We start from the raw sequence: 17970 nt of genomic DNA, 5'->3' as shown, positions 1-17970 counted from the left end.
TGGCCGGCTGTACCTCACTTCAACCCCGCATCCCGGAGCGGATGAACGTGGGCGACGGCACGGCAGCCCCGGCGGTCGAGGACGGAGCGGCCAAGGCCAATGAACGCACCCTGCGTGTCTCCCCCGCGCCAAAGGCGCCGGTGACAAGCCCGGCAGCGCGGGAGGAGCCTGCCGGCGCGATACCGGCCGACGGCGAGATTCTGGCCGCAGTGAATCTGCAGCAGGTGAACCTCGCATCCTTCATTCAGGTTGTCTACGCGGAGATCCTGAAGAAGCCGGTCAGCCCCCATGCATCGGTCGCCACGCGACAAGATCTGGTGACCTTCCGCTCCGGCGGCGGGCAGACGGCGGCCCAGCTCGAGCAGGCCGTGCGCGTGCTGCTGAAGAGCTACGGCCTCTCGGTGGTGGAGGCTGGCGGCCTGGTGCGCATCGTGCCTGACAACGCGACCTTCGGTGATCTGCCCAGCCTGCGTTTCGGCGCCACGACGCCCGACGTGCCGTCGCCGCTGCGCCCCGTGTTCCATTTGGTGACCCTGACTTCGGTCCGACAGACCGATGTGACCAATTGGTTGCGGACGATGTTCGGTGATCGCGTCAAGGTGAGCGAGGATGCAGGCCGCAACGCCGTGTTGCTGAGCGGCAATCCCGACAACATCAAGTCCGCGCTGGAGGCCATCGACACGCTCGACCAGCCGGCAATGAAGGGTCGCACCAGCCTGGCCCTGACACCGGCGTACTGGTCGGCCGAGGAATTGGCGCGCCGGCTTCATGAGGTGTTGTCGGCCGAAGGCTATGCCGTGCACCCGATCGGTCAGGCCGTGGTCCCGGGTGCTTCCCGCAGCCCGGTCATCCTGCTGCCGGTTTCGGCCCTGAACGCGATCTACGTGTTCGCCAACAGCGATACGGTGGCCAATCATGTGGCCAACTGGGCGCGCAACCTGGATCGTCCTGGCGAGCGTGGCGTGGGCAAGAATTTCTTCCAGTACGCGGTGAAGCACAAGGATGCCGAGTTGCTGGCGCAGACCCTGGACCGGGTGCTGGGCGGTTCGCGCGTTGGCAATGCCGGTGCGACTGCAAGCACGGCGCCGGCAGGCCAGGCAGGCGCTGCTGCCGCTACCGGCACTGCCCCGCAGCAGTTCAGCTCGGTGGTGGTCGACAAGTCGACCAACACGCTGATCTTCCAGTCGCGTCCGGAGGACTACGGTCAGCTCACCGGCTTGCTGGAGTCGCTGGACCGTCCCGCCAAGTCAGCGCTGATCGAAGTCACCGTGGCTGAGCTGTCGTTGACGGACTCGCGTGACATCGGCGTGGACTGGCTTTCGAACCGCATCACAAGTGATCGCAGCTATACCGTCAGTTCGCGAGGCGGCGGCGGCATCGGCGGCACGACCAGCACGACCTCGGCCGGCTTGAGCTTCCAGGTCTTCAACGGTGCCGGCGCGATGCGCGCCGCAGTGAACGCCCTGGCGAGCGACAACCGCGCGACGATTCTTTCCAGCCCGCGCCTGATGGCACGCAATGGCGAATCCGCGACCATCCAGGTCGGTTCAGAAGTGCCCATCATCACTTCGCAGCAGCAGGCCGCCGTGGGTAATACGGGCGGCGGAATTCTGCAGACGGTGCAGTACCGGAGCACCGGCGTGATCCTGAAGATCAAGCCGGTCATCCATTCGGGCGACCAGATCGACCTGGATGTCTCGCAGGAAGTCAGCGACGCCTCGAAGACCGAGACGGGCGTGTCCAGTTCGCCCACCTTCGGCACCCGCCGTATCGAAACCAAGCTCACCTTGAGGAACGGCGCCACCGTGCTTCTGGGCGGCCTGATTTCCGAGAAGGGCGAGCAGGGTGGTGCTGGCGTGCCATGGTTGAAGGACATCCCGTTGCTGGGCAATCTGTTCAGCAAGCAGTCCAAGTCCGGGGAGCGGCGCGAACTGATCATCCTGATCACGCCCTATATCGCCAACGACTCGCATGAGGCCGAAGCCATCACCGAGGCCTTCCGCAAGACGCTGGGCGGTTGGGCCGGCCGTGCGAAGCCGGAAGCTGCCGAGCGGGCCACCGACGGCGCCCGACGTTGATGCAGGCCGGTTCGACCTCCCGACGCATCGGCGAGCTGCTGACCGAGCGCGGGCTGCTGCGCGAGGCGGATCTCGAGGCAGCGCTGTCCTATCAGGCGGCCCATGGCGGCCGTGTCGGCGCCGTGCTGCTGCGCATGGGTGCGCTGACCGGCGAGACCTTGTATCCGGTACTGGCCGAGCAACTGGGGCTGGGCCTGGTGCGCGCCAACCAGCTCGATGATGCGCTGCTGCGCGCCGGGCAACTGGCGCTGGGCGGCGCGGCAGCACGGCTGCTCAGCTCAGGCCTGCTGGCCTGGCAGGACGAAACGGGGGCCTGGCAACTGGCCGCCACCGATCCCTTGCAGGCGGAATTGCGTGAGGCGGTTGCCGAGCATGAACAGCTGAGGGGCGCGTCCTGGTCGCTGCTGCCCGAGGCCGACTTCGATGGCCTGCGCCAGCGCCTGGACCAGCGCGAAACCTCGCTGCAGGCGCTGGATGCCCGCGCCCTGCGTGAACTGGCCGAAGATGCGCCGGTCATCGCTCTGGTCAACAACCTGGTGGCCCAGGCGGTGGAGGCGCGCGCATCGGACATCCACCTGGAGCCCGGTGAGCGCGAGTTCGAGGTGAGGCTGCGCATCGACGGCGTGCTCCACCGCCGTTCGACGCTGCCCATGGACCGCTACCCGGCCGTGGCATCGCGCATCAAGTTGATCGCCGGCATGGACATCGCCGAGCGCCGCTTGCCGCAGGACGGCCGAATCTCGACCCGTGCCGCAGGCGCGGAGATCGATGTGCGGGTGTCCTCGATTCCGGCGGTCTATGGCGAATCGATCGTGATGCGCCTGCTGCCCAAGCGCCGGGCCGATCTCTCGCTGGAGAGGCTGGGCATGCGGCCGACTCAGCTGACGCTGTTCAAGCGCTGGCTGGGCATTCCCAATGGCCTGGTGCTGGTGACCGGCCCGACCGGCTCGGGCAAGAGCACGACGCTTTATTCGGCGCTCGCAGCGACCAACGACATGACGAGGAAGATCGTCACGGTCGAGGACCCGGTCGAGTTCCGGCTGCCCAACGTCATCCAGGTGCAGACCCAGTCCGACATCGGCTACACCTTCGCTCGGGCGCTGCGGGCGTTCCTGCGCCACGACCCCGACGTCATCATGGTGGGCGAGATCCGCGACCGTGAGACGGCCGAGATTGCCATCCAATCGGCACTGACCGGTCACCTGGTTCTGGCCACTCTGCACACCAATGACGCGCCTTCGGCAATCACGCGACTGGTGGACATGGGCGTGGAGCCCTTCCTGGTCGCGGCCTCGCTGCGGGCCGTGATGGCACAGCGCCTGGTGCGCCGACTCTGTGAATCCTGCGCCATTGCAGGCGATGCGCCCGCCGCGCTGAGCGAGAGCGCGATTCGCCTGGCCTTGGCAGACGCCGGCGAAGATGGCGAGACGGGCGAGTTGCCCCGCTGGCGCAAGGCCTGTGGCTGCGCTGCTTGCGACCAGACCGGCTTCAAGGGGCGTGTCGGCATCTACGAGATGATGGACGTCGGCCCCAAGCTCCAGCATGCGATTGCAGAGGACGAGCCCATTGCCCGCATCGAGGCGCTTGCCGATGCGGCAGGTCGCCGCAGCCTTTTCCAGGAAGGCGTGCTCAAGGTGGCCTCGGGCGCGACGACGCTTGACGAGGTGCTGCGTGCCACGGGCACCAGCCTCGACGACTGATGCGTTTCGACTATCACGCGCGCGACCGCGACGGTCAGGCCCATCAGGGCCGCATCGAGGCCGCCAGCGAGGTCGAGGCGCTGCGCAAGCTTGAAGCGCAGGGCCTGGTGCCGGTGCGCCTGGAGCGTCTGGACGCTCCGCGCCCGGTTCGCGGCGGTGGCCGTGGCGCCCGCGTGCGCGTTGCAGAGAAGGTGCTGGTGCTGCGGGAACTGACCACGCTGCTCAGCGCCGGCGTGACCCTCGGGGATGCGCTGCCGAGCCTCGCGGAAGCCTATGCCGCGCAATCGCTCGGCCCGGCTCTGGTGAGCCTGAACACCCATGTGCGCGGCGGTGGCCGTCTGTCCGAAGCGCTGGCGGATGCCCGACTGGCCATGCCGCCCTATGTGCTGGCGCTGGCCCAGGCCGGCGAGGCGAGCGGGCAACTGGCACGTTCGCTGAGCGAGGCCGCGGACCAGATGGAGCTGGATCGCAAGTCGGCCGAGGAACTGCGCAGCGCGCTGATCTATCCGACCGTGCTGGTGGTGACCGGCGTGCTGGCCGTGCTGTTGATCTTCATCGGCGTCGTGCCGCGCTTTGCGCCGATGCTGCGCAGCGCTCGGGGCAACATACCGGAGATGTCGCGCTGGGTCATCGAAGCCGGCGTCTTCATGCGCGCCCATCTCGACGCATTCGGCTTTGGTTTCGGCGCCCTGGCTGCCCTGTTCGGCATGGCAGCCAGCCGGCCCGAGCTGCGCAATCGCGTGCTGCAGGCCATGCTGGGTGTGCCGGGCATCGGCCCCTGGCTCTTGCAGGGCGAGATCGGTCGCTGGGCCACCGTGCTCGGCACCCTGCTGGCCAACCGCGTGCCCATCGTCGAAGCGCTAGAGCTGTCGACGCGGGTGCTCAAGCTCGAACGCCTGAAGCAGGGTCTGGCGCGCACCGCCCAGTCTCTCAAGCAGGGTCAGACATTGGCGGCGGGCCTGGAGACGCAGACCTGGTTCCCGCCCGCGCGGCTCAACCTGATCCGGGTGGGTGAACGCAGCGGCGAGCTGCCGCGCATGCTGCTGGTGCTGGGCCAGAGCCAAAGCGATGCCGCCCGCACGACACAGAAGCGCCTGCTGACCTTGATCGAGCCGGCGGCCATCCTCATCATCGGTGCGGTCATCGGCGTGGTCATGGTCGCAGTGATGCTGGCCATCACCGGCATGAACGACCTGGCTGGCTAGGCGGCAAAACGGGCCGCTGCGTCGGCCTGGATCTCACGCAGCCTGGCAATCGCCGCTTGCGCGCAGTCTGGAGGCGCTTGCGGGTAATGTTCGACGCGGCCACTGCGGGTACTTGCAATCGCGGCTTCCAATGCTGCTTCGTCGGCAGGCAGGTGCAGTGCAGCAAGCACTCGCTGTGCCTCGGCAAGCGGCGCATCGCGCAGTGCCTCCTGCGTGCAGCACACGAGCTGGTCGGCGCTCAGGTGGGCGAGGGCCCACTCGAGGGCCTCGGCGCTGGCTTGCAGCGCTCGTGCCAGGAAGTGATCCAGGGCCGCCTCGTCCGCTGGAGTCAGGCCATGCTCGGCAAACATCGTCCGCCACATCTTGCGGTTGGAGAAGAACACCGCCTGGGGATCGCGCAGCATCCAGACGACGCGCGCCTGTGGATGGCGGCCAAGAATCGCCTGCAGTCGGAAGGTGTGATTGGGTGACTTCAGGAGCAAGCCATGGCCGGGTGCCGCGCCGCGGTGCACCGCGCGCAGGAAGCCCTCCCAGGTGTCCAGCCACTGTGGTTCGTCGAGCCAATACTGCTGCTCCAGCGTTGGCAGCAGGGACGTCAGGCGATGCGGCATCCAGAAGGCCCGGTACGCCGATGGCGCGCCCAGCGCGAGCAGCGCGAATTCATCTTCCTGTGGCGACAGGCTGCCCAGTGCCAAGCCGTCCATCGGACGCGCTGTCACGACATCGCGGCGTGGTGCGCTGCCAAGCTGGAAGGCCGTCGGGTCCATGCATTGCCAGGTCAGCGGTGTGGGCCAGCCGGTCGCAGCACTCAGCAACTCATGCATCACCGTCGTGCCACTGCGCCAGGGGCCGAGGATCAGCAGCGGCGCGAGCGGCTGCCTGCTTGTTGCTGACGCTTGTTGTGCACGGCTGAGCTTGGCATTCAGGCTGCCGAGACCGGCCTTCCAGGCCAGCATTGCGCGGACACGCCAATCCAGGGTCTGCCACTGGCGGTCTTCACGCAGCCAGGCCAGCAGCGGGCGGGTGATGGACAGGCTCGGCAGTCGCATGGCTGTTTCAGTGCCGGTCAAACAGCGATTGCCGGTGTGCCTCGGCCTGGTGCAGCTGTGCCTCCAGCATCTGGCGCATCGTCGCGGCGCGCTGTGGCTCGGTCTTGCTCAAGTCCTGCAGCTCCAGGGGATCGCGGCTCAGGTCGAACAGCTCGCTGTGCTTCTCGGCCAGGTGCAGGACCAGTTTGTAGTCGCCGTCGATCACCGCATAGTGGCCGGCGCGGATGGTCTCGAAGCGGCTCTGACGCTCCATCGCCATCGCGTAGACCGGACGCGGTTCGATGGCGCCGGTTTCCAGAGCTGCTCGCAATGATCGGCCGTCGGCCTGCGGCAGGGTCGGGGCATGGGCCAGGTCGGCGATGGTCGGCGCGATGTCGGCGAGGCTGACGGGTGTGCTGATGCGTTGTGCTGCCTGCTGACCGGGCAGGCGCACCACGAGCGGCACTTGCAGCACCGCGTTGTGGATCAGGCCGCCCGCGTGGCCGAGGAAGCCGCGCTCGAAAGACTCGCCGTGGTCGGAGCTGATCACGATGATGGCCTTGTCCAGGCGGCCGCTGGCGCGCAACTGATCGAGCAGGCGGCCCAGCGCTTCGTCCGAACCCATGATGGCCTCGCGGTAGCGCAGCCGGTACTTGTCCATCAGCGGCTGCTTGTCTGCCGCATAGGGGCCCATCGCCTGGAACTCGCTCCAGCGGGCCAGCTCCGGCCCGTTCAAGAGCTTGTGCTTGGTGCTGGCCGGCGGCAGATAGGGGTCGTGCGGGGGCAGCGTGTGGACCCAGAAAAATTGCGGCCGCTGGTGCCGCTCGGCCATGCGTTGCTGCAGCACGGCATAGGCCTGCTCCGGCGCATAAGGGTGCTGCTCGCCGTGGCGGTAAATGTCCAGCGTGTCCAGGAAGGGCACGATGGCCGAGAACCAGTAGGGCAGGGTCGTGTCAGGGAACAGGGTCAGCACCTCGCGCGGCTTGGCGCCCCAGGACGTTGACGGCGCTATCACTTCGCTGTCGTAGCTGCGGTCGGTGCCATGGTGGCGCGGGCTGGCCAGCAGGTTCGTGCTGACGGCATGGGTCTCGTAGCCGGCGGCGCGCAGCTGCGCTGCCAGCGAGACCGGCTGCAGCGGCGACGCCACTTTGGCAACGATCTGCACCGCCCAGTGGTTCCATGGCAGGCTGCCGGTTTCCATCGTGGCCGTGCTGGGTGTCGTGAAGTTGCTGCTGGCGTAGTGGCGCGAGAAGCAGGTGGCCTGCTGGGCGAACTCGCGCAGTCGCGGCATCAGCGTGGGTCCATCGCCGCAGACCTGGGCGTCGGCTTCTGCCAGGGTGTCGATCGTGATCAGGATGATGTCGGGCTTGTCGGCGCCGCCCGCAACCACGGCAGCGGGCGCGGGACGTGACAGCAGGCGCGGCGGTTGCACCAGCAGCAAGCCGACCGACAGCGCCAGCATCAGCAATGCCGGGCGATGCAAGGCACGCAGGCGATGGACCAGGCCGCCGAAAAAGGCAGCCATGCCCTGGCGGCGGATCAGGAGTAGCAGGACCAGCAGCAAGGCCACGCTGGCCGCGACGCGGCCGTGGGAGCCGATGGTCAGGGTCGAGCTCGCGGTCACGGTTTTCAGCCAGGCCCAGGCGCTGCCGCCGAGTTGCCAGCTGCAGACCCACAACGTGGGGCCCATGACGACGAACCAGGCGGCGCCATTGGCTGGTTCGCGACGCAGGCCGAGGCGTCGCAGTACGAACTTCAGCATCAGCGCCAGAGTGGTCAGCAGTGCCACAGGAACGAGCAGCAACACATAGGCGAGCGCCAGGTCGCCTGCAAGCTCCAGCGGCCGCTTGAAGGCCAGGAAAGCGTCAACCTGGCGCAGCAGCACCAGCGGCAGCCAGATCAGGCCCAGCGCGGCGTAGCTGCTGAGCCCCATGACCCAGGCAGCGCTGGCGTGTTTGTGGTGACCGACTTGACCGGTTTTCGCGGGCTTGCCAGAAGAGGAGGGCTGTCCCGATGCGGGCCCGAGGCTCATTCCTCAGGCCGGCCCAGCACGCGGCGCCACAGGCGCCGGGCGAGGTCGGAAATCCAGCGGCGCAGGAACAGCCAACCGCCCAGCACGGCTGCAAACAAGGGCGCCAGCAGCTGGAACAGCAGGCCGCCGGCATTTGGGTCGATGTAGGCGTAGGCCGGCGACATCGACAACAGCAGGACCAGCAGGACAGACAGGGCGAAGCGGACGGAAGACAGCATGCGGCGGGGTCAGGACGGAGGCGGGCGCAGGCCCGGCGCGGCGAATATTACCAGCCTCGTACAATCCGCCGCCCCCGTCAGACAGCTCAGCCCCCACCCTTGAAACTCGCCCGCCACACGCTGTTCAATCTCGTCGGACTGGGCGCGCCGCTGCTGCTGGCGCTGTTCACGATTCCGGCCCTGATCCATGGCCTGGGCGAGGCGCGGTTCGGCCTCCTGACCCTGGTCTGGGCGGTCACCAGCTACTTCGGGCTGTTCGACCTGGGCCTGGGTCGGGCGCTGACACAGCAACTGGCCATCCTGCTCGACCGCAAGGACGACCGGCGCATCGGCACCCTCAGTGCCACGGCGCTGCTGCTGATGGCGGCGCTCGGGGCGGTTGGTGGCTTGCTGATGGTGGTGCTGGCGCCCTGGGGTGTCAGCCTGCTCAAGCAGGTGCCCGACTATCGCGAAGCCATTGCGGCCTGCGCAGTCATGGGCCTGGCGATGCCCTTCATCGTGGTGACGGCCGGGCTGCGCGGCATGCTTGAAGCACGGCATGCCTTCGAGGTGCTGAACTACATCCGATTGCCCATGGGGGCATGGACCTTCGCGGGCCCCTGGCTGGTGATGCGGTGGCTCGGGCCAGACTTGCTGGCCATCACAGTGGCGCTGGCGCTGGGACGGGTTGTGGCCTGCCTGGTCCATGGCTTCTTCGTCTGGCGTGCGCTGCCGCAGTTGCGCGGGCGCCTGCGTTGGGATCCTGACTGGGTGCGGCCCCTGCTGGTTTCCGGCGGCTGGCTGACGCTCAGCAATGTGGTCAGCCCCTTCATGGGCTACGTGGACCGTTTCGTGATCGGCATCACCGTGTCGGCGGTGGCCACGACCTATTACGCAACGCCGCAGGAGATCGTCACCAAGCTCTGGATCATTCCCGGGGCGCTCACGGCGGTGCTGTTCCCGGCCTTCGCCGCGCTGGCCGCGCGCCAGGACGCGGGCGCCTGGGCCTTGTATGACCGCGCGGTGCGAATTCTCTTCCTGGTGCTGCTGCCGATCTGCGCCGGCCTGGCCTTCTTCGCGGAGCCCCTCTTGCGCCACTGGATCAATGCCGAGTTGGCGAGCCACAGCGCGCCTTTGCTGCAGGTGTTTGCTGTCGGCATCCTGATCAACTGCCTGGCCCATGTGCCGCTGACCTGGTTGCATGGCGCCGGGCAGTACCGGGCGCCGGCCTTGTTGCACAGCGCCGAGCTGCCTTTGTTTCTGCTGGCGCTCTGGGTCTTCACGACGCACTGGGGTGTCATGGGCGCGGCCCTGGCCTGGCTACTGCGCATGGTCACCGATTCTGCGGCGCTGTTCTGGCTGTGCCGGCGCGCGCGCCGTGAGGTGGTGGCGCCCTCGGCCGGCTGAGCAGCGCTGCATACAATCCCGCCGTCCTTGAACCTGCCCATGCCCCTGCCCACCGTCACCCTCATCACCCCGGTTTTCAATCAGGCGGAGTACCTGGCTGCGACCATCGAGAGCGTGCTGGCACAGGACTATGCGGCGCTCGAGTACATCGTCATCGACGACGGCTCGACCGACGACTCCTTGGCTGTTGCGCGTCGCTACGAAGCGGCGCATCCGGGGCGCTTGACCGTGATCAGCCAGGCCAACAGCGGCCAGGCCGCGACCCTGAACAAGGGCTGGGCGCAGGCGCAAGGTGAAATCCTTGCCTATCTCAGTTCGGACGACTGCCTGCTGCCGGGTGCCATCAGCCGCATGGTCACGGCCTTGCAGGCCCGGCCGGACGCCGCCGTCGCCTATTGCGACTTCTGGCTGATCGACGCGCAAGGCCAGCGCCTGCGCACGGTGCAGGCAGAGGAATTCGACCGCCGCCGCCTCTGTGTGGACCTCGTATGCCAGCCCGGTCCCGGCGCCTTCTTCCGCCGCACGGTCTTTGATGCGCAAGGTGGCTGGAACGCCGCCTTGCGCCAGGTGCCTGATTTCGAGTTCTGGCTGCGCGCCTCGGTGCAAGGGCCCTTCATTCGCGTGGCGGAGCCACTGGCGGAGTACCGGATCCATGAGGGCTCGGCCTCGTTTCGGGTCATGCAGCCGGCGCGTGCCGAGGAAATCGTGCAGGTGATGGAGCGCTATTGGCAGGCTGAGCCAGGCCAGCAGGGCAGGCAGGCTTCGCTGGCGCGGGCCATGGCCATTGCCGCGAAGAATCACGCCCAGTCTGGCCGGCCGCTGACGGCCCTGCGCTGGTTCTTCCGGGCGCTGGGCAGGCGCCCCGCGCTGGCAATGGAACTGGGTGTGTGGCGCCAGCTGCTGGTGGGCATGCTGCGTCGTGCCTACTACCAGTACAAGGCACGGCAAGGGGCGGGTGCATGAACGAGCCCCGAGGCGAGTGCCGCGATCACGCTTTGGCGGGCGGCTTGCTGGCGGGCCTGTTCGTGCTTCTGCGCATGCTGCCGGTCACGGCAGAGAGCTTTTCCTACGATTACGCCAACTACATGAGTTACTTCCGTGCCATGCAGGACACGGACTGGCAGACCGCCTTCGAGCTTCTGCCCTTGACCTTCCCCTATCTGCTGATTCCGGGTGGCGGCGCTTTCGAGCTGGGTTTTGTTGCGCTCGCCAAGGGGCTGCTGGACTGGTTCGATGCAGCGACGACTTACGCCTTGCTGGCAGGCGTCTCCGTGGGGCTGCGCACCTTTGCCATGCGCCGGCTGGGCCTGGGGTGGTGGTGGATCCTGCTGATTCAGCTGTATGCCATCACGCTGTTCGAGGCAAACGCGCTGCGGGCCGGGCTGGCCTTGTCCATCACCCTGATGGGCTTGCTGGCTGTGCTGCGAGGGCATCGCCTGCTCGGCTTGCTGGCTTTCGTGCTGGGCGTTTCGCAGCATCTGCAGGTGCTTCTGTTCTGCGTGCCCTTCATCGTGTTTTCGCTCATTCCAACGCGGTGGCTGCGCCGCTGGTGGCTGAGTGCAGCCCTGGCACCGCTTGCCTTTGCGCTGAGCCTGGTGGCGCTCGCCTTGGGCAGCGACATCGACAGTTCCAAGCTCGATGACTATGCCGGGCAGGCGTCGGGTGCGGCCGGCCTCAACCTGATTTCGCTGATTTCCCTGCTGTTCGTGGCCATTGCCATGGTGCACGCGCTGATGCGGCGGGAGCAGCATTCGCCAGAGGCTGAGGCGGTGCACATGCTGTGGTTGCGTGCCTTGCTGGCGTCGATGCCCGCGCTGTCCTTGCTGCTGTTCGGTTCAGCCATGGCTGCCGTGGGTGACCGCGCCTGGCAGTTCGCGCTGGTGATCCTGGTGGCATTGTCCGGCTCCATGGCGAGCACGCGGTCGGGCCTGTGGTCGCGCAATGCGGTGCTGGGCTTGTTGCTCAGCGTGGCGCTGCTCAATACCTTGCTGCGCTACCCGCTCTCCAACTTCTTCGCCCCGCCGTTGCCCTACGAGCCCATTTCCCCCTTGTGGCTGGTGCGCTGAGCGCGCATTCGGCCTGGCATGCGGATTTGCGGCAATGAGCAGACGTGCCGCATGGCGATGGGACAATACGCCTCCAATTCGGCTACGGGTCCTTGAATGAAAGAAGAGCTGGTTCAATTGATCGTCGAGCGCCTGGCGCGTGATCGCGCTGCGCTGCGGCAGGCTTTCGAGGCCTCGCGTGCCGAGGTCGGCGTGCGCTACTGCGTCATCGACGACCTGCTTCCTCAGGCGCTGGCTGAGCGCATTCATGCCGCCTTCCCCAAGCCCGAGTCGATGCGCTTGATGGACAGCTTCCGCGAGAAGAAATACACCTCGAAGGCGTTCGAGAAGTTCGACCCGCTGATGGCTGACATCACCTTCGCCGTGCAGGACCCGCGGGTGCTGGCCGAAGTCGAGGCCATCACCGGCATTGAGCAGCAGCTCCCCGACTCGAGTCTCTATGCCGGCGGCCTGAGCGCGATGGTGCGTGGCCACCACCTGGGCCCGCATATCGACAATTCCCACGAGGCCACACGCACCTACTACCGCACGCTCAACCTGCTCTACTACGTGACGCCCGGCTGGACGCTGGAGAACGGCGGCAACCTGGAGCTGTGGGACCGGGATGTGCGCAGGAACGCCACCATCGTCAGCCGCTTCAACCGCCTGGCACTGATGGAGACGACGCACACCTCCTGGCATTCGGTCAGTCCGGTGCAGGCCGACGGCGTGCGTTGCTGCGTCTCGAATTACTACTTCTCGCCGCGCTCGCCGACAGGCGAGGACTATTTCAACGTCACTTCATTCAGTGCTCGCCCTGAGCAGCCGTTGCGCCGCCTGCTGGCCCGTGCCGACAACGGCCTGCGCCAGGCGGTGCGCATGCTGGTGCCTCAGGGCCTGGGCAAGAAGGACGTGTACCAAGGTCCCAAGAAGTGAGCGACGCGGCCGGGCGCCTGTTGCTGTACGCGCCCAATGTCCACACCGGCGGCGGCTTTGTGCTGCTGCAGGCCTTGCTGGCGGCCTGGCCAGCCGGGCGGCCGCTGGTTGCCTGGCTGGACGCGCGCGCACGTGGCCGCCTGGTGCCTCCGGCGGGCAGCGAGATCACCTGGGTGCGTGCCAGCTTCGGCTCGCGCCTGGGGGCCGAGGTCTCACTGGCCCGCGCTGGTCGGGCTCAGGATCGGGTGCTGTGCTTCCATGGGCTGCCGCCGCTCATGCGCAATGCCGCGCCTGTGCTGGTGTTTCAGCAAAACCGCAATTACCTGGGCCTGGTGCCGCTGGCAGCCTTCAGCTGGAAGACGCGCCAACGGCTGCGCTTCGAGCAGGCGATCAGCCGCTTGTTCCGGCGCCGTGTTGCCAGCTACTGGGTGCAAACGCCCTCGATGGCGCGGGCGCTGCGGGCCTGGTATGGCGCCGAGCCCGTCAAGATCCATGTGATGCCCTTTGCATTGCCGGCCGAGGCGGCCGAGCAGGTGCCGGCGCCGCGCTGGGATTTCGTCTACGTTGCTGACGGCGAGGCGCACAAGAACCATCGCACGCTGATCGAGGCCTGGGCCTTGCTGGCCGAGCAGGGCCTGCGCCCAACGCTGGCCCTGACCCTCTCTTCGCGCGACGCCGGCCTGGCGAGCTGGATCGCTGGCCGGGCGGTCGAGCTGGGCTTGCAGGTCAGCAACCTTGGCACGCTGGCGCATGCGGACGTGCTGCAGCTCTATGGCTCTTCCAGAGCGCTGATGTTCCCGTCCACGAGCGAATCCTTTGGTCTGCCGCTGATCGAGGCGCGCAATGCCGGGCTGCCCATCCTGGCCGGCGAGCTGGATTTCGTGCGCGATGTCTGCGAACCGGTGCAGACCTTCGACCCGGGCTCGGCGGTATCGATGGCTCGCGCAGTGCGCCGCTTCCTGCAGCTGGCCGAGGCGCCGCTGCAGCCGGTTGGCGCCGCGGATTTCCTGCGCGCGCTCCACGACGAGGCGGCATGAAGGTCTTGCTGCTGAGCCAGCATTTCTGGCCCGAGTCCTTTCGCATCAACGAGATCGCGCAATCGCTGGTCGAGCAGGGTTGCGAAGTGACGGTGCTGACCGGCAAGCCCAACTATCCGGAAGGCCGGCTGTTCGATGGCTACCGCGTCGGCGGCATCCAGCGCGAGCGGCACCAGGGCTTCGAGATCGTGCGCGTGCCGCTGCTGCCGCGCGGCCCCGGCGGTGCGCGTGCGCTGGTGCTGAACTATCTGTCCTTCATTGCCTGCGCCTCGCTGATGGGGGCGTGGGCGCTGCGTGGCCGTCGCTTTGACGTGATCTTCGTCTACGGCACCAGCCCCATCCTGCAAGCGATACCGGCCGTCGTCTTGAAGTGGATCAAGGGGGCGGCGCTGGTTACCTGGGTGCAGGACCTTTGGCCCGACAGCCTCGAAATCACCGGTTTCATCAGGAACAAGCGGGCGCTGGCTGCGGTGGCTGTGGTGGTGCGCTGGATCTACCGTCGCACCAACCTGTTGCTGGTGCAGTCACAGGCCTTTCTGGCGCCGGTCCGTGCCATGGCCGGTGGCGTGCCTGTGGCGGTGCATGAGAACCCGGGCGATGCAGCAAGGCCCGGCCCGCTGGCACCAAGCCCGCTGGGCCTGGATCCCGCTGTGTTCAATATCGTGTTTGCCGGCAACCTCGGCACCGTCCAGGCGCTGGACTGCGTGCTGGATGCCGCCGAGCGCCTGGGGCCGGATGCCGGCATCCGCTGGTGGCTGGTCGGCAGCGGCGCGCGCGATGCCTGGCTGGCCGAGCAGGTCCAGAGGCGAGGGCTGTCACAGGTCACGCTGGCCGGGCGATTTCCGCCCGGGCAGATGCCCTCGATCTTTGCGCAGGCGGATGCCTTGCTGGTCAGTCTGCTGGGCGGCCCGGCCTTGAGCTTGACGGTTCCGAGCAAAATACAGGCCTATCTGGCGGCTGGCCGCCCGATTCTGGCCAGTCTCGATGGCGAAGGTGCACGCGTGGTGCGCGAGGCCGGCGCCGGATTGGCCAGCCCGGCACAGGACAGTGCTGCACTGGCAGCCGCGGCCCAGGCCCTGCAAGCCATGCCGGCGGCAGAGCGGCAAGCCCTGGGCGAAGCGGGCAGGCGTTACTACGCCGAACACTACGAGCCGGAGCGCCTGGCCAGCGCACTGGTGAAACATTTCGAGCGCGCCGTCGCGGCGCGCCCTTGAGAAGAGAAGACTGAGCATGAATCAAGAGAAACGCCGCCTGCTGGTGCTGGGTGCCAGCGGCATGTTGGGCAATGCGGTGCTGCGCCTGTTTGCGCAGGACCCGGCTTTCGAAGTGTTTGGTTCGGTGCGTGGTGCCGCTGTCATCAAGACGCTGCAGGCCAAGGCGCCTGCGGCACAGTTCGTGGCCGGCGTCGATGTCGAGAGCCTGGACAGCCTCACCCGCTTGTTCGCCCAGGTGCAGCCCGACCTGGTGATCAACTGCATCGGCGTGGTCAAGCAACTGGCCGAGGCGGACGACCCGCTTACCGCGATTCCGATCAACGCGCTGCTGCCGCACCGCCTGGCACGGCTGGCGCAGGTGGCCGGCGCGCGGCTGATTCATGTCAGCACCGACTGCGTGTTCTCCGGCAAGAAGGGCGGCTATCTGGAGAGCGACGCTTCGGACGCTTACGATCTTTACGGCCGCAGCAAGCTGATGGGTGAAGTCGACTACGACAATGCAATCACCTTGCGCACCTCGATCATCGGCCACGAACTGGCCAGTGCGCATGGGCTGGTCGGCTGGTTCCTGGCGCAGCAAGGGCCGGTGCGTGGCTTCACCAAGGCCATCTTCTCGGGCCTGCCCACGGTCGAGCTGGCGCGGGTGATGAAGGAGCATGTGGTGCCGCATCCTGAACTGCGCGGTACCTGGCATGTTTCAACGGTGCCGATCGACAAGTACACGCTGCTCAGGCTGGTGGCCGCCGAGTACGGGCGCAGCAACGAGATTGCACCGGACGACAAGCTGGTGATCGACCGCTCGCTGGACTCCGGGCGCTTCCGCGCCGCCACCGGCTATGCCCCCCCTGACTGGCCCGAGCTGGTGCGCCGCATGCGCGAGTTCGGCTGAAGACACAACGATTGACGACAGAGAGTTCCAGATGTTCAAAGACAAAGTCCTGCTGATCACCGGCGGCACCGGCAGCTTCGGCAATGCCGTGCTGACCCGCTTCCTGAAATCCGACTTCGCCGAGATCCGCATCTTCAGCCGCGACGAGAAGAAGCAGGAAGACATGCGCATCGCCCTGAAGAGCGACAAGGTCAAGTTCTACATCGGCGACGTGCGCGACTACGACAGCGTGCATGACGCGCTCAACGGCGTGGACTATGTCTTCCATGCTGCTGCGCTCAAGCAGGTGCCGTCCTGCGAGTTCTATCCGATGGAAGCGGTCAAGACCAATGTGGTTGGCGCCGAGAACGTGATGCGCGCCGCCATTGCGCAGGGCGTGAGCCGCGTGGTCGTGCTCTCCACCGACAAGGCCGTGTACCCGATCAACGCCATGGGCATGTCCAAGGCCATGATGGAAAAGGTGATGGTGGCCAAGTCGCGCCTGTGCGACCCCAGGAAGACGGTGCTGTCTGCCACTCGCTATGGCAATGTGATGGCCTCGCGCGGTTCGGTGATTCCGCTGTTCCTGCAGCAGTTGCAGGACGGCAAGTCGCTGACCATCACCGATCCGACGATGACCCGCTTCCTGATGTCGCTCGAGGAGTCGGTCGACCTGGTGCTCTACGCCTTCGAGCATGCGCGCCCCGGCGACATCTTCGTGCAGAAGGCGCCGGCCTCGACGGTGGGCGACCTCGCTGAGGCGATGCGCCAGCTGCTCAAGAAGAGCAACGACATCAACATCATCGGCACTCGCCATGGCGAGAAGCTGTACGAGTCGCTGGTCTCGCGCGAAGAGATGGCGCGCTCGGAAGACCTGGGCGGCTACTACCGCATCCCGGCCGATTCGCGCGACCTGAACTACGCCAAGTACTTCGTCGAGGGCCAGCCCGAGATCGCGACCATCGACGACTACACCTCGCACAACACCAAGCGGCTGACGGTCGAAGAGGTCAAGCAGGTGCTCATGCAGCTGGACCTGATCAAGGAGGCTGTCAATGCTTAAGGTCATGACCGTGGTGGGCACGCGGCCGGAGATCATCCGGCTGTCGCGCGTGATCGCCCAGCTCGACCGGCATTGCGAGCATGTACTGGTGCATACCGGCCAGAACTACGACTACGAGCTCAACGAAGTCTTCTTCAGCGACCTCGGCATCCGCAAGCCGGACCACTTCCTGGAGGCGGCCGGCGCCACGGCCGCCGAGACCATCGCCCAGGTGATCATGAACGTGGACAAGGTGCTGGACCAGACCAAGCCCGACGCGCTCCTGATCCTCGGCGATACCAACAGCTGCCTGGCCGCCATTGCTGCCAAGCGCCGCAAGGTGCCGATCTTCCACATGGAAGCCGGTAATCGCTGTTTCGACTTCCGCGTGCCGGAAGAGATCAATCGCCGCATCGTCGACCACACCTCGGACATCAACCTCAGCTACAGCCAGATCGCACGCGACTACCTGCTGCGCGAAGGCCTGCCGCCGGACCAGGTGATCGTCACCGGCAGCCCGATGCGCGAGGTGCTCGAGCATTACCGTCCCGGCATCGAGGCCTCAAGCGTGCTGCAGCGCCAGGGCCTGACCGAAGGCAAGTACTTCGTCGTCAGCTCGCACCGGGAGGAGAACGTCGATGCGCCGGAGAACCTGCAGCGCCTGCTGAACCTGCTGAACAAGCTGGCAGAGCGCTACGACGAGCCGGTGATCGTGTCCACGCATCCACGCACGCGCAAGCGGCTGGAATCCTTGCTTGCCCAGCAGACCATGCACCCCCGGGTGCAGTTCATGAAGCCTTTCGGCTTCCTGGACTATGTCAAGCTGCAGGCTGGCGCTCGCGCGGTGCTTTCCGACAGCGGCACCATCACCGAAGAGGCCAACATCCTCAACTTCCCGGCCTTGAACCTGCGCGAGGTGCATGAGCGGCCTGAAGGTGTGGAGGAGGGCGCGGTGATGATGGTCGGCTTCGATGCCGAGCTCGTGCTGGACGCGCTCAAGATCCTGGAGAGCCAGCCGCGCGGTGATGAACGCTTGCTGCGTCTCGTGCACGACTATTCACCGGCCAATGTGTCTGACAAGGTGCTTCGCATCATCATCAGCTACACGGGCTTCGTGAACCGCAAGGTATGGCGCAAGCCGGCATGAACCGCACGCGCGGGGTGCGGACTAGAATCCGCGC

Annotated in this window: 15 protein-coding genes; 12 read left to right on the top strand and 3 right to left on the bottom strand. The window is 66.7% G+C overall.

Annotated elements, in window-relative coordinates:
* Positions 1–41 precede the first annotated feature (41 nt).
* Genes V3596_RS04440 through V3596_RS04430 form a run of 3 tightly spaced genes read left to right on the top strand, consistent with a single transcriptional unit; the run spans position 42 to position 4983 of the window.
* Positions 42–2078, top strand: coding sequence for a secretin N-terminal domain-containing protein (locus tag V3596_RS04440; protein ID WP_334276376.1), 2037 nt, complete (start codon positions 42–44; stop codon positions 2076–2078).
* Positions 2078–3778, top strand: a complete 1701-nt coding sequence (locus V3596_RS04435; protein ID WP_334276375.1) for a GspE/PulE family protein — start codon at positions 2078–2080, stop codon at positions 3776–3778. Before V3596_RS04440 ends, V3596_RS04435 begins: the two co-directional genes overlap by 1 nt.
* Complete coding sequence (locus V3596_RS04430) at positions 3778–4983, top strand: type II secretion system F family protein (RefSeq protein ID WP_334276374.1); 1206 nt, start codon at positions 3778–3780, stop codon at positions 4981–4983. Before V3596_RS04435 ends, V3596_RS04430 begins: the two co-directional genes overlap by 1 nt.
* Here V3596_RS04430 and V3596_RS04425 read toward each other — a convergent pair.
* The 3 genes from V3596_RS04425 to V3596_RS04415 form a co-directional block, all read right to left on the bottom strand.
* Positions 4980–6032 (bottom strand): sulfotransferase family protein, encoded by a 1053-nt coding sequence (locus V3596_RS04425; RefSeq protein ID WP_334276373.1) that lies wholly within the window; start codon positions 6030–6032, stop codon positions 4980–4982. The two genes, V3596_RS04430 and V3596_RS04425, sit on opposite strands and share 4 nt — an antisense overlap.
* Positions 6033–6039: 7 nt before the next feature.
* Positions 6040–7944 (bottom strand): sulfatase family protein, encoded by a 1905-nt coding sequence (locus tag V3596_RS04420; protein ID WP_334276372.1) that lies wholly within the window; start codon positions 7942–7944, stop codon positions 6040–6042.
* Between the two features lie 95 nt (positions 7945–8039).
* Entirely contained in the window at positions 8040–8261 is a 222-nt protein-coding gene (locus tag V3596_RS04415) for a hypothetical protein (RefSeq protein ID WP_334276371.1), read from the bottom strand.
* A gap of 99 nt (positions 8262–8360) precedes the next feature.
* Between V3596_RS04415 and V3596_RS04410 the strand changes: the two genes are divergently transcribed.
* The 9 genes from V3596_RS04410 (at position 8361) to wecB (ending at position 17936) form a co-directional block, all read left to right on the top strand.
* Complete coding sequence (locus tag V3596_RS04410) at positions 8361–9647, top strand: flippase (protein ID WP_334276370.1); 1287 nt, start codon at positions 8361–8363, stop codon at positions 9645–9647.
* A 39-nt stretch (positions 9648–9686) separates the two neighbouring features.
* Positions 9687–10610 (top strand): glycosyltransferase family 2 protein, encoded by a 924-nt coding sequence (locus V3596_RS04405; RefSeq protein ID WP_334276369.1) that lies wholly within the window; start codon positions 9687–9689, stop codon positions 10608–10610.
* A complete protein-coding gene (locus tag V3596_RS04400) occupies positions 10607–11713 on the top strand; it encodes an EpsG family protein (protein WP_334276368.1) in 1107 nt (368 codons plus the stop codon). The genes V3596_RS04405 and V3596_RS04400 overlap by 4 nt, the downstream gene beginning before the upstream one ends.
* Positions 11714–11809: 96 nt before the next feature.
* On the top strand, positions 11810–12628 hold the full coding sequence (locus tag V3596_RS04395) for a 2OG-Fe(II) oxygenase (RefSeq protein ID WP_334276367.1): 819 nt from the start codon (positions 11810–11812) through the stop codon (positions 12626–12628).
* Positions 12625–13665: a glycosyltransferase gene (locus tag V3596_RS04390; RefSeq protein WP_334276366.1), complete on the top strand. Its 1041-nt coding sequence runs from the start codon at positions 12625–12627 to the stop codon at positions 13663–13665. The genes V3596_RS04395 and V3596_RS04390 overlap by 4 nt, the downstream gene beginning before the upstream one ends.
* A complete protein-coding gene (locus V3596_RS04385) occupies positions 13662–14879 on the top strand; it encodes a glycosyltransferase family 4 protein (RefSeq protein ID WP_334276365.1) in 1218 nt (405 codons plus the stop codon). Before V3596_RS04390 ends, V3596_RS04385 begins: the two co-directional genes overlap by 4 nt.
* A 16-nt stretch (positions 14880–14895) precedes the next feature.
* Complete coding sequence (locus V3596_RS04380) at positions 14896–15768, top strand: dTDP-4-dehydrorhamnose reductase family protein (protein ID WP_334276364.1); 873 nt, start codon at positions 14896–14898, stop codon at positions 15766–15768.
* Positions 15769–15799: 31 nt separating this feature from the next.
* Positions 15800–16810 carry an SDR family NAD(P)-dependent oxidoreductase gene (locus tag V3596_RS04375; RefSeq protein WP_334276362.1) on the top strand — a complete coding sequence of 337 codons (1011 nt, stop codon included), beginning with the start codon at positions 15800–15802 and terminating at the stop codon, positions 16808–16810.
* A complete protein-coding gene (gene wecB, locus V3596_RS04370; protein WP_334276491.1) occupies positions 16797–17936 on the top strand; it encodes a non-hydrolyzing UDP-N-acetylglucosamine 2-epimerase in 1140 nt (379 codons plus the stop codon). Before V3596_RS04375 ends, wecB begins: the two co-directional genes overlap by 14 nt.
* Positions 17937–17970 lie beyond the last annotated feature (34 nt).

Source organism: Roseateles microcysteis, assembly GCF_036880965.1.
Classification (GTDB): domain Bacteria; phylum Pseudomonadota; class Gammaproteobacteria; order Burkholderiales; family Burkholderiaceae_C; genus JAUASW01.
The sequence above is the reverse complement of the archived record's forward strand: the minus strand, read 5'-3'. Positions and strand labels throughout refer to the sequence as shown.

Coding starts and splice junctions, on each gene's coding strand:
- V3596_RS04420 (WP_334276372.1), bottom strand. CDS start 7,944: ATGGGGCTCAGCAGCTACGCCGCGCTGGGCCTGATCTGGCTGCCGCTG.
- V3596_RS04395 (WP_334276367.1), top strand. CDS start 11,810: ATGAAAGAAGAGCTGGTTCAATTGATCGTCGAGCGCCTGGCGCGTGAT.
- V3596_RS04380 (WP_334276364.1), top strand. CDS start 14,896: ATGAATCAAGAGAAACGCCGCCTGCTGGTGCTGGGTGCCAGCGGCATG.
- V3596_RS04405 (WP_334276369.1), top strand. CDS start 9,687: ATGCCCCTGCCCACCGTCACCCTCATCACCCCGGTTTTCAATCAGGCG.
- V3596_RS04425 (WP_334276373.1), bottom strand. CDS start 6,032: ATGCGACTGCCGAGCCTGTCCATCACCCGCCCGCTGCTGGCCTGGCTG.
- V3596_RS04385 (WP_334276365.1), top strand. CDS start 13,662: ATGAAGGTCTTGCTGCTGAGCCAGCATTTCTGGCCCGAGTCCTTTCGC.
- V3596_RS04435 (WP_334276375.1), top strand. CDS start 2,078: ATGCAGGCCGGTTCGACCTCCCGACGCATCGGCGAGCTGCTGACCGAG.
- V3596_RS04375 (WP_334276362.1), top strand. CDS start 15,800: ATGTTCAAAGACAAAGTCCTGCTGATCACCGGCGGCACCGGCAGCTTC.
- V3596_RS04430 (WP_334276374.1), top strand. CDS start 3,778: ATGCGTTTCGACTATCACGCGCGCGACCGCGACGGTCAGGCCCATCAG.
- V3596_RS04415 (WP_334276371.1), bottom strand. CDS start 8,261: ATGCTGTCTTCCGTCCGCTTCGCCCTGTCTGTCCTGCTGGTCCTGCTG.
- V3596_RS04400 (WP_334276368.1), top strand. CDS start 10,607: ATGAACGAGCCCCGAGGCGAGTGCCGCGATCACGCTTTGGCGGGCGGC.
- V3596_RS04440 (WP_334276376.1), top strand. CDS start 42: ATGAACGTGGGCGACGGCACGGCAGCCCCGGCGGTCGAGGACGGAGCG.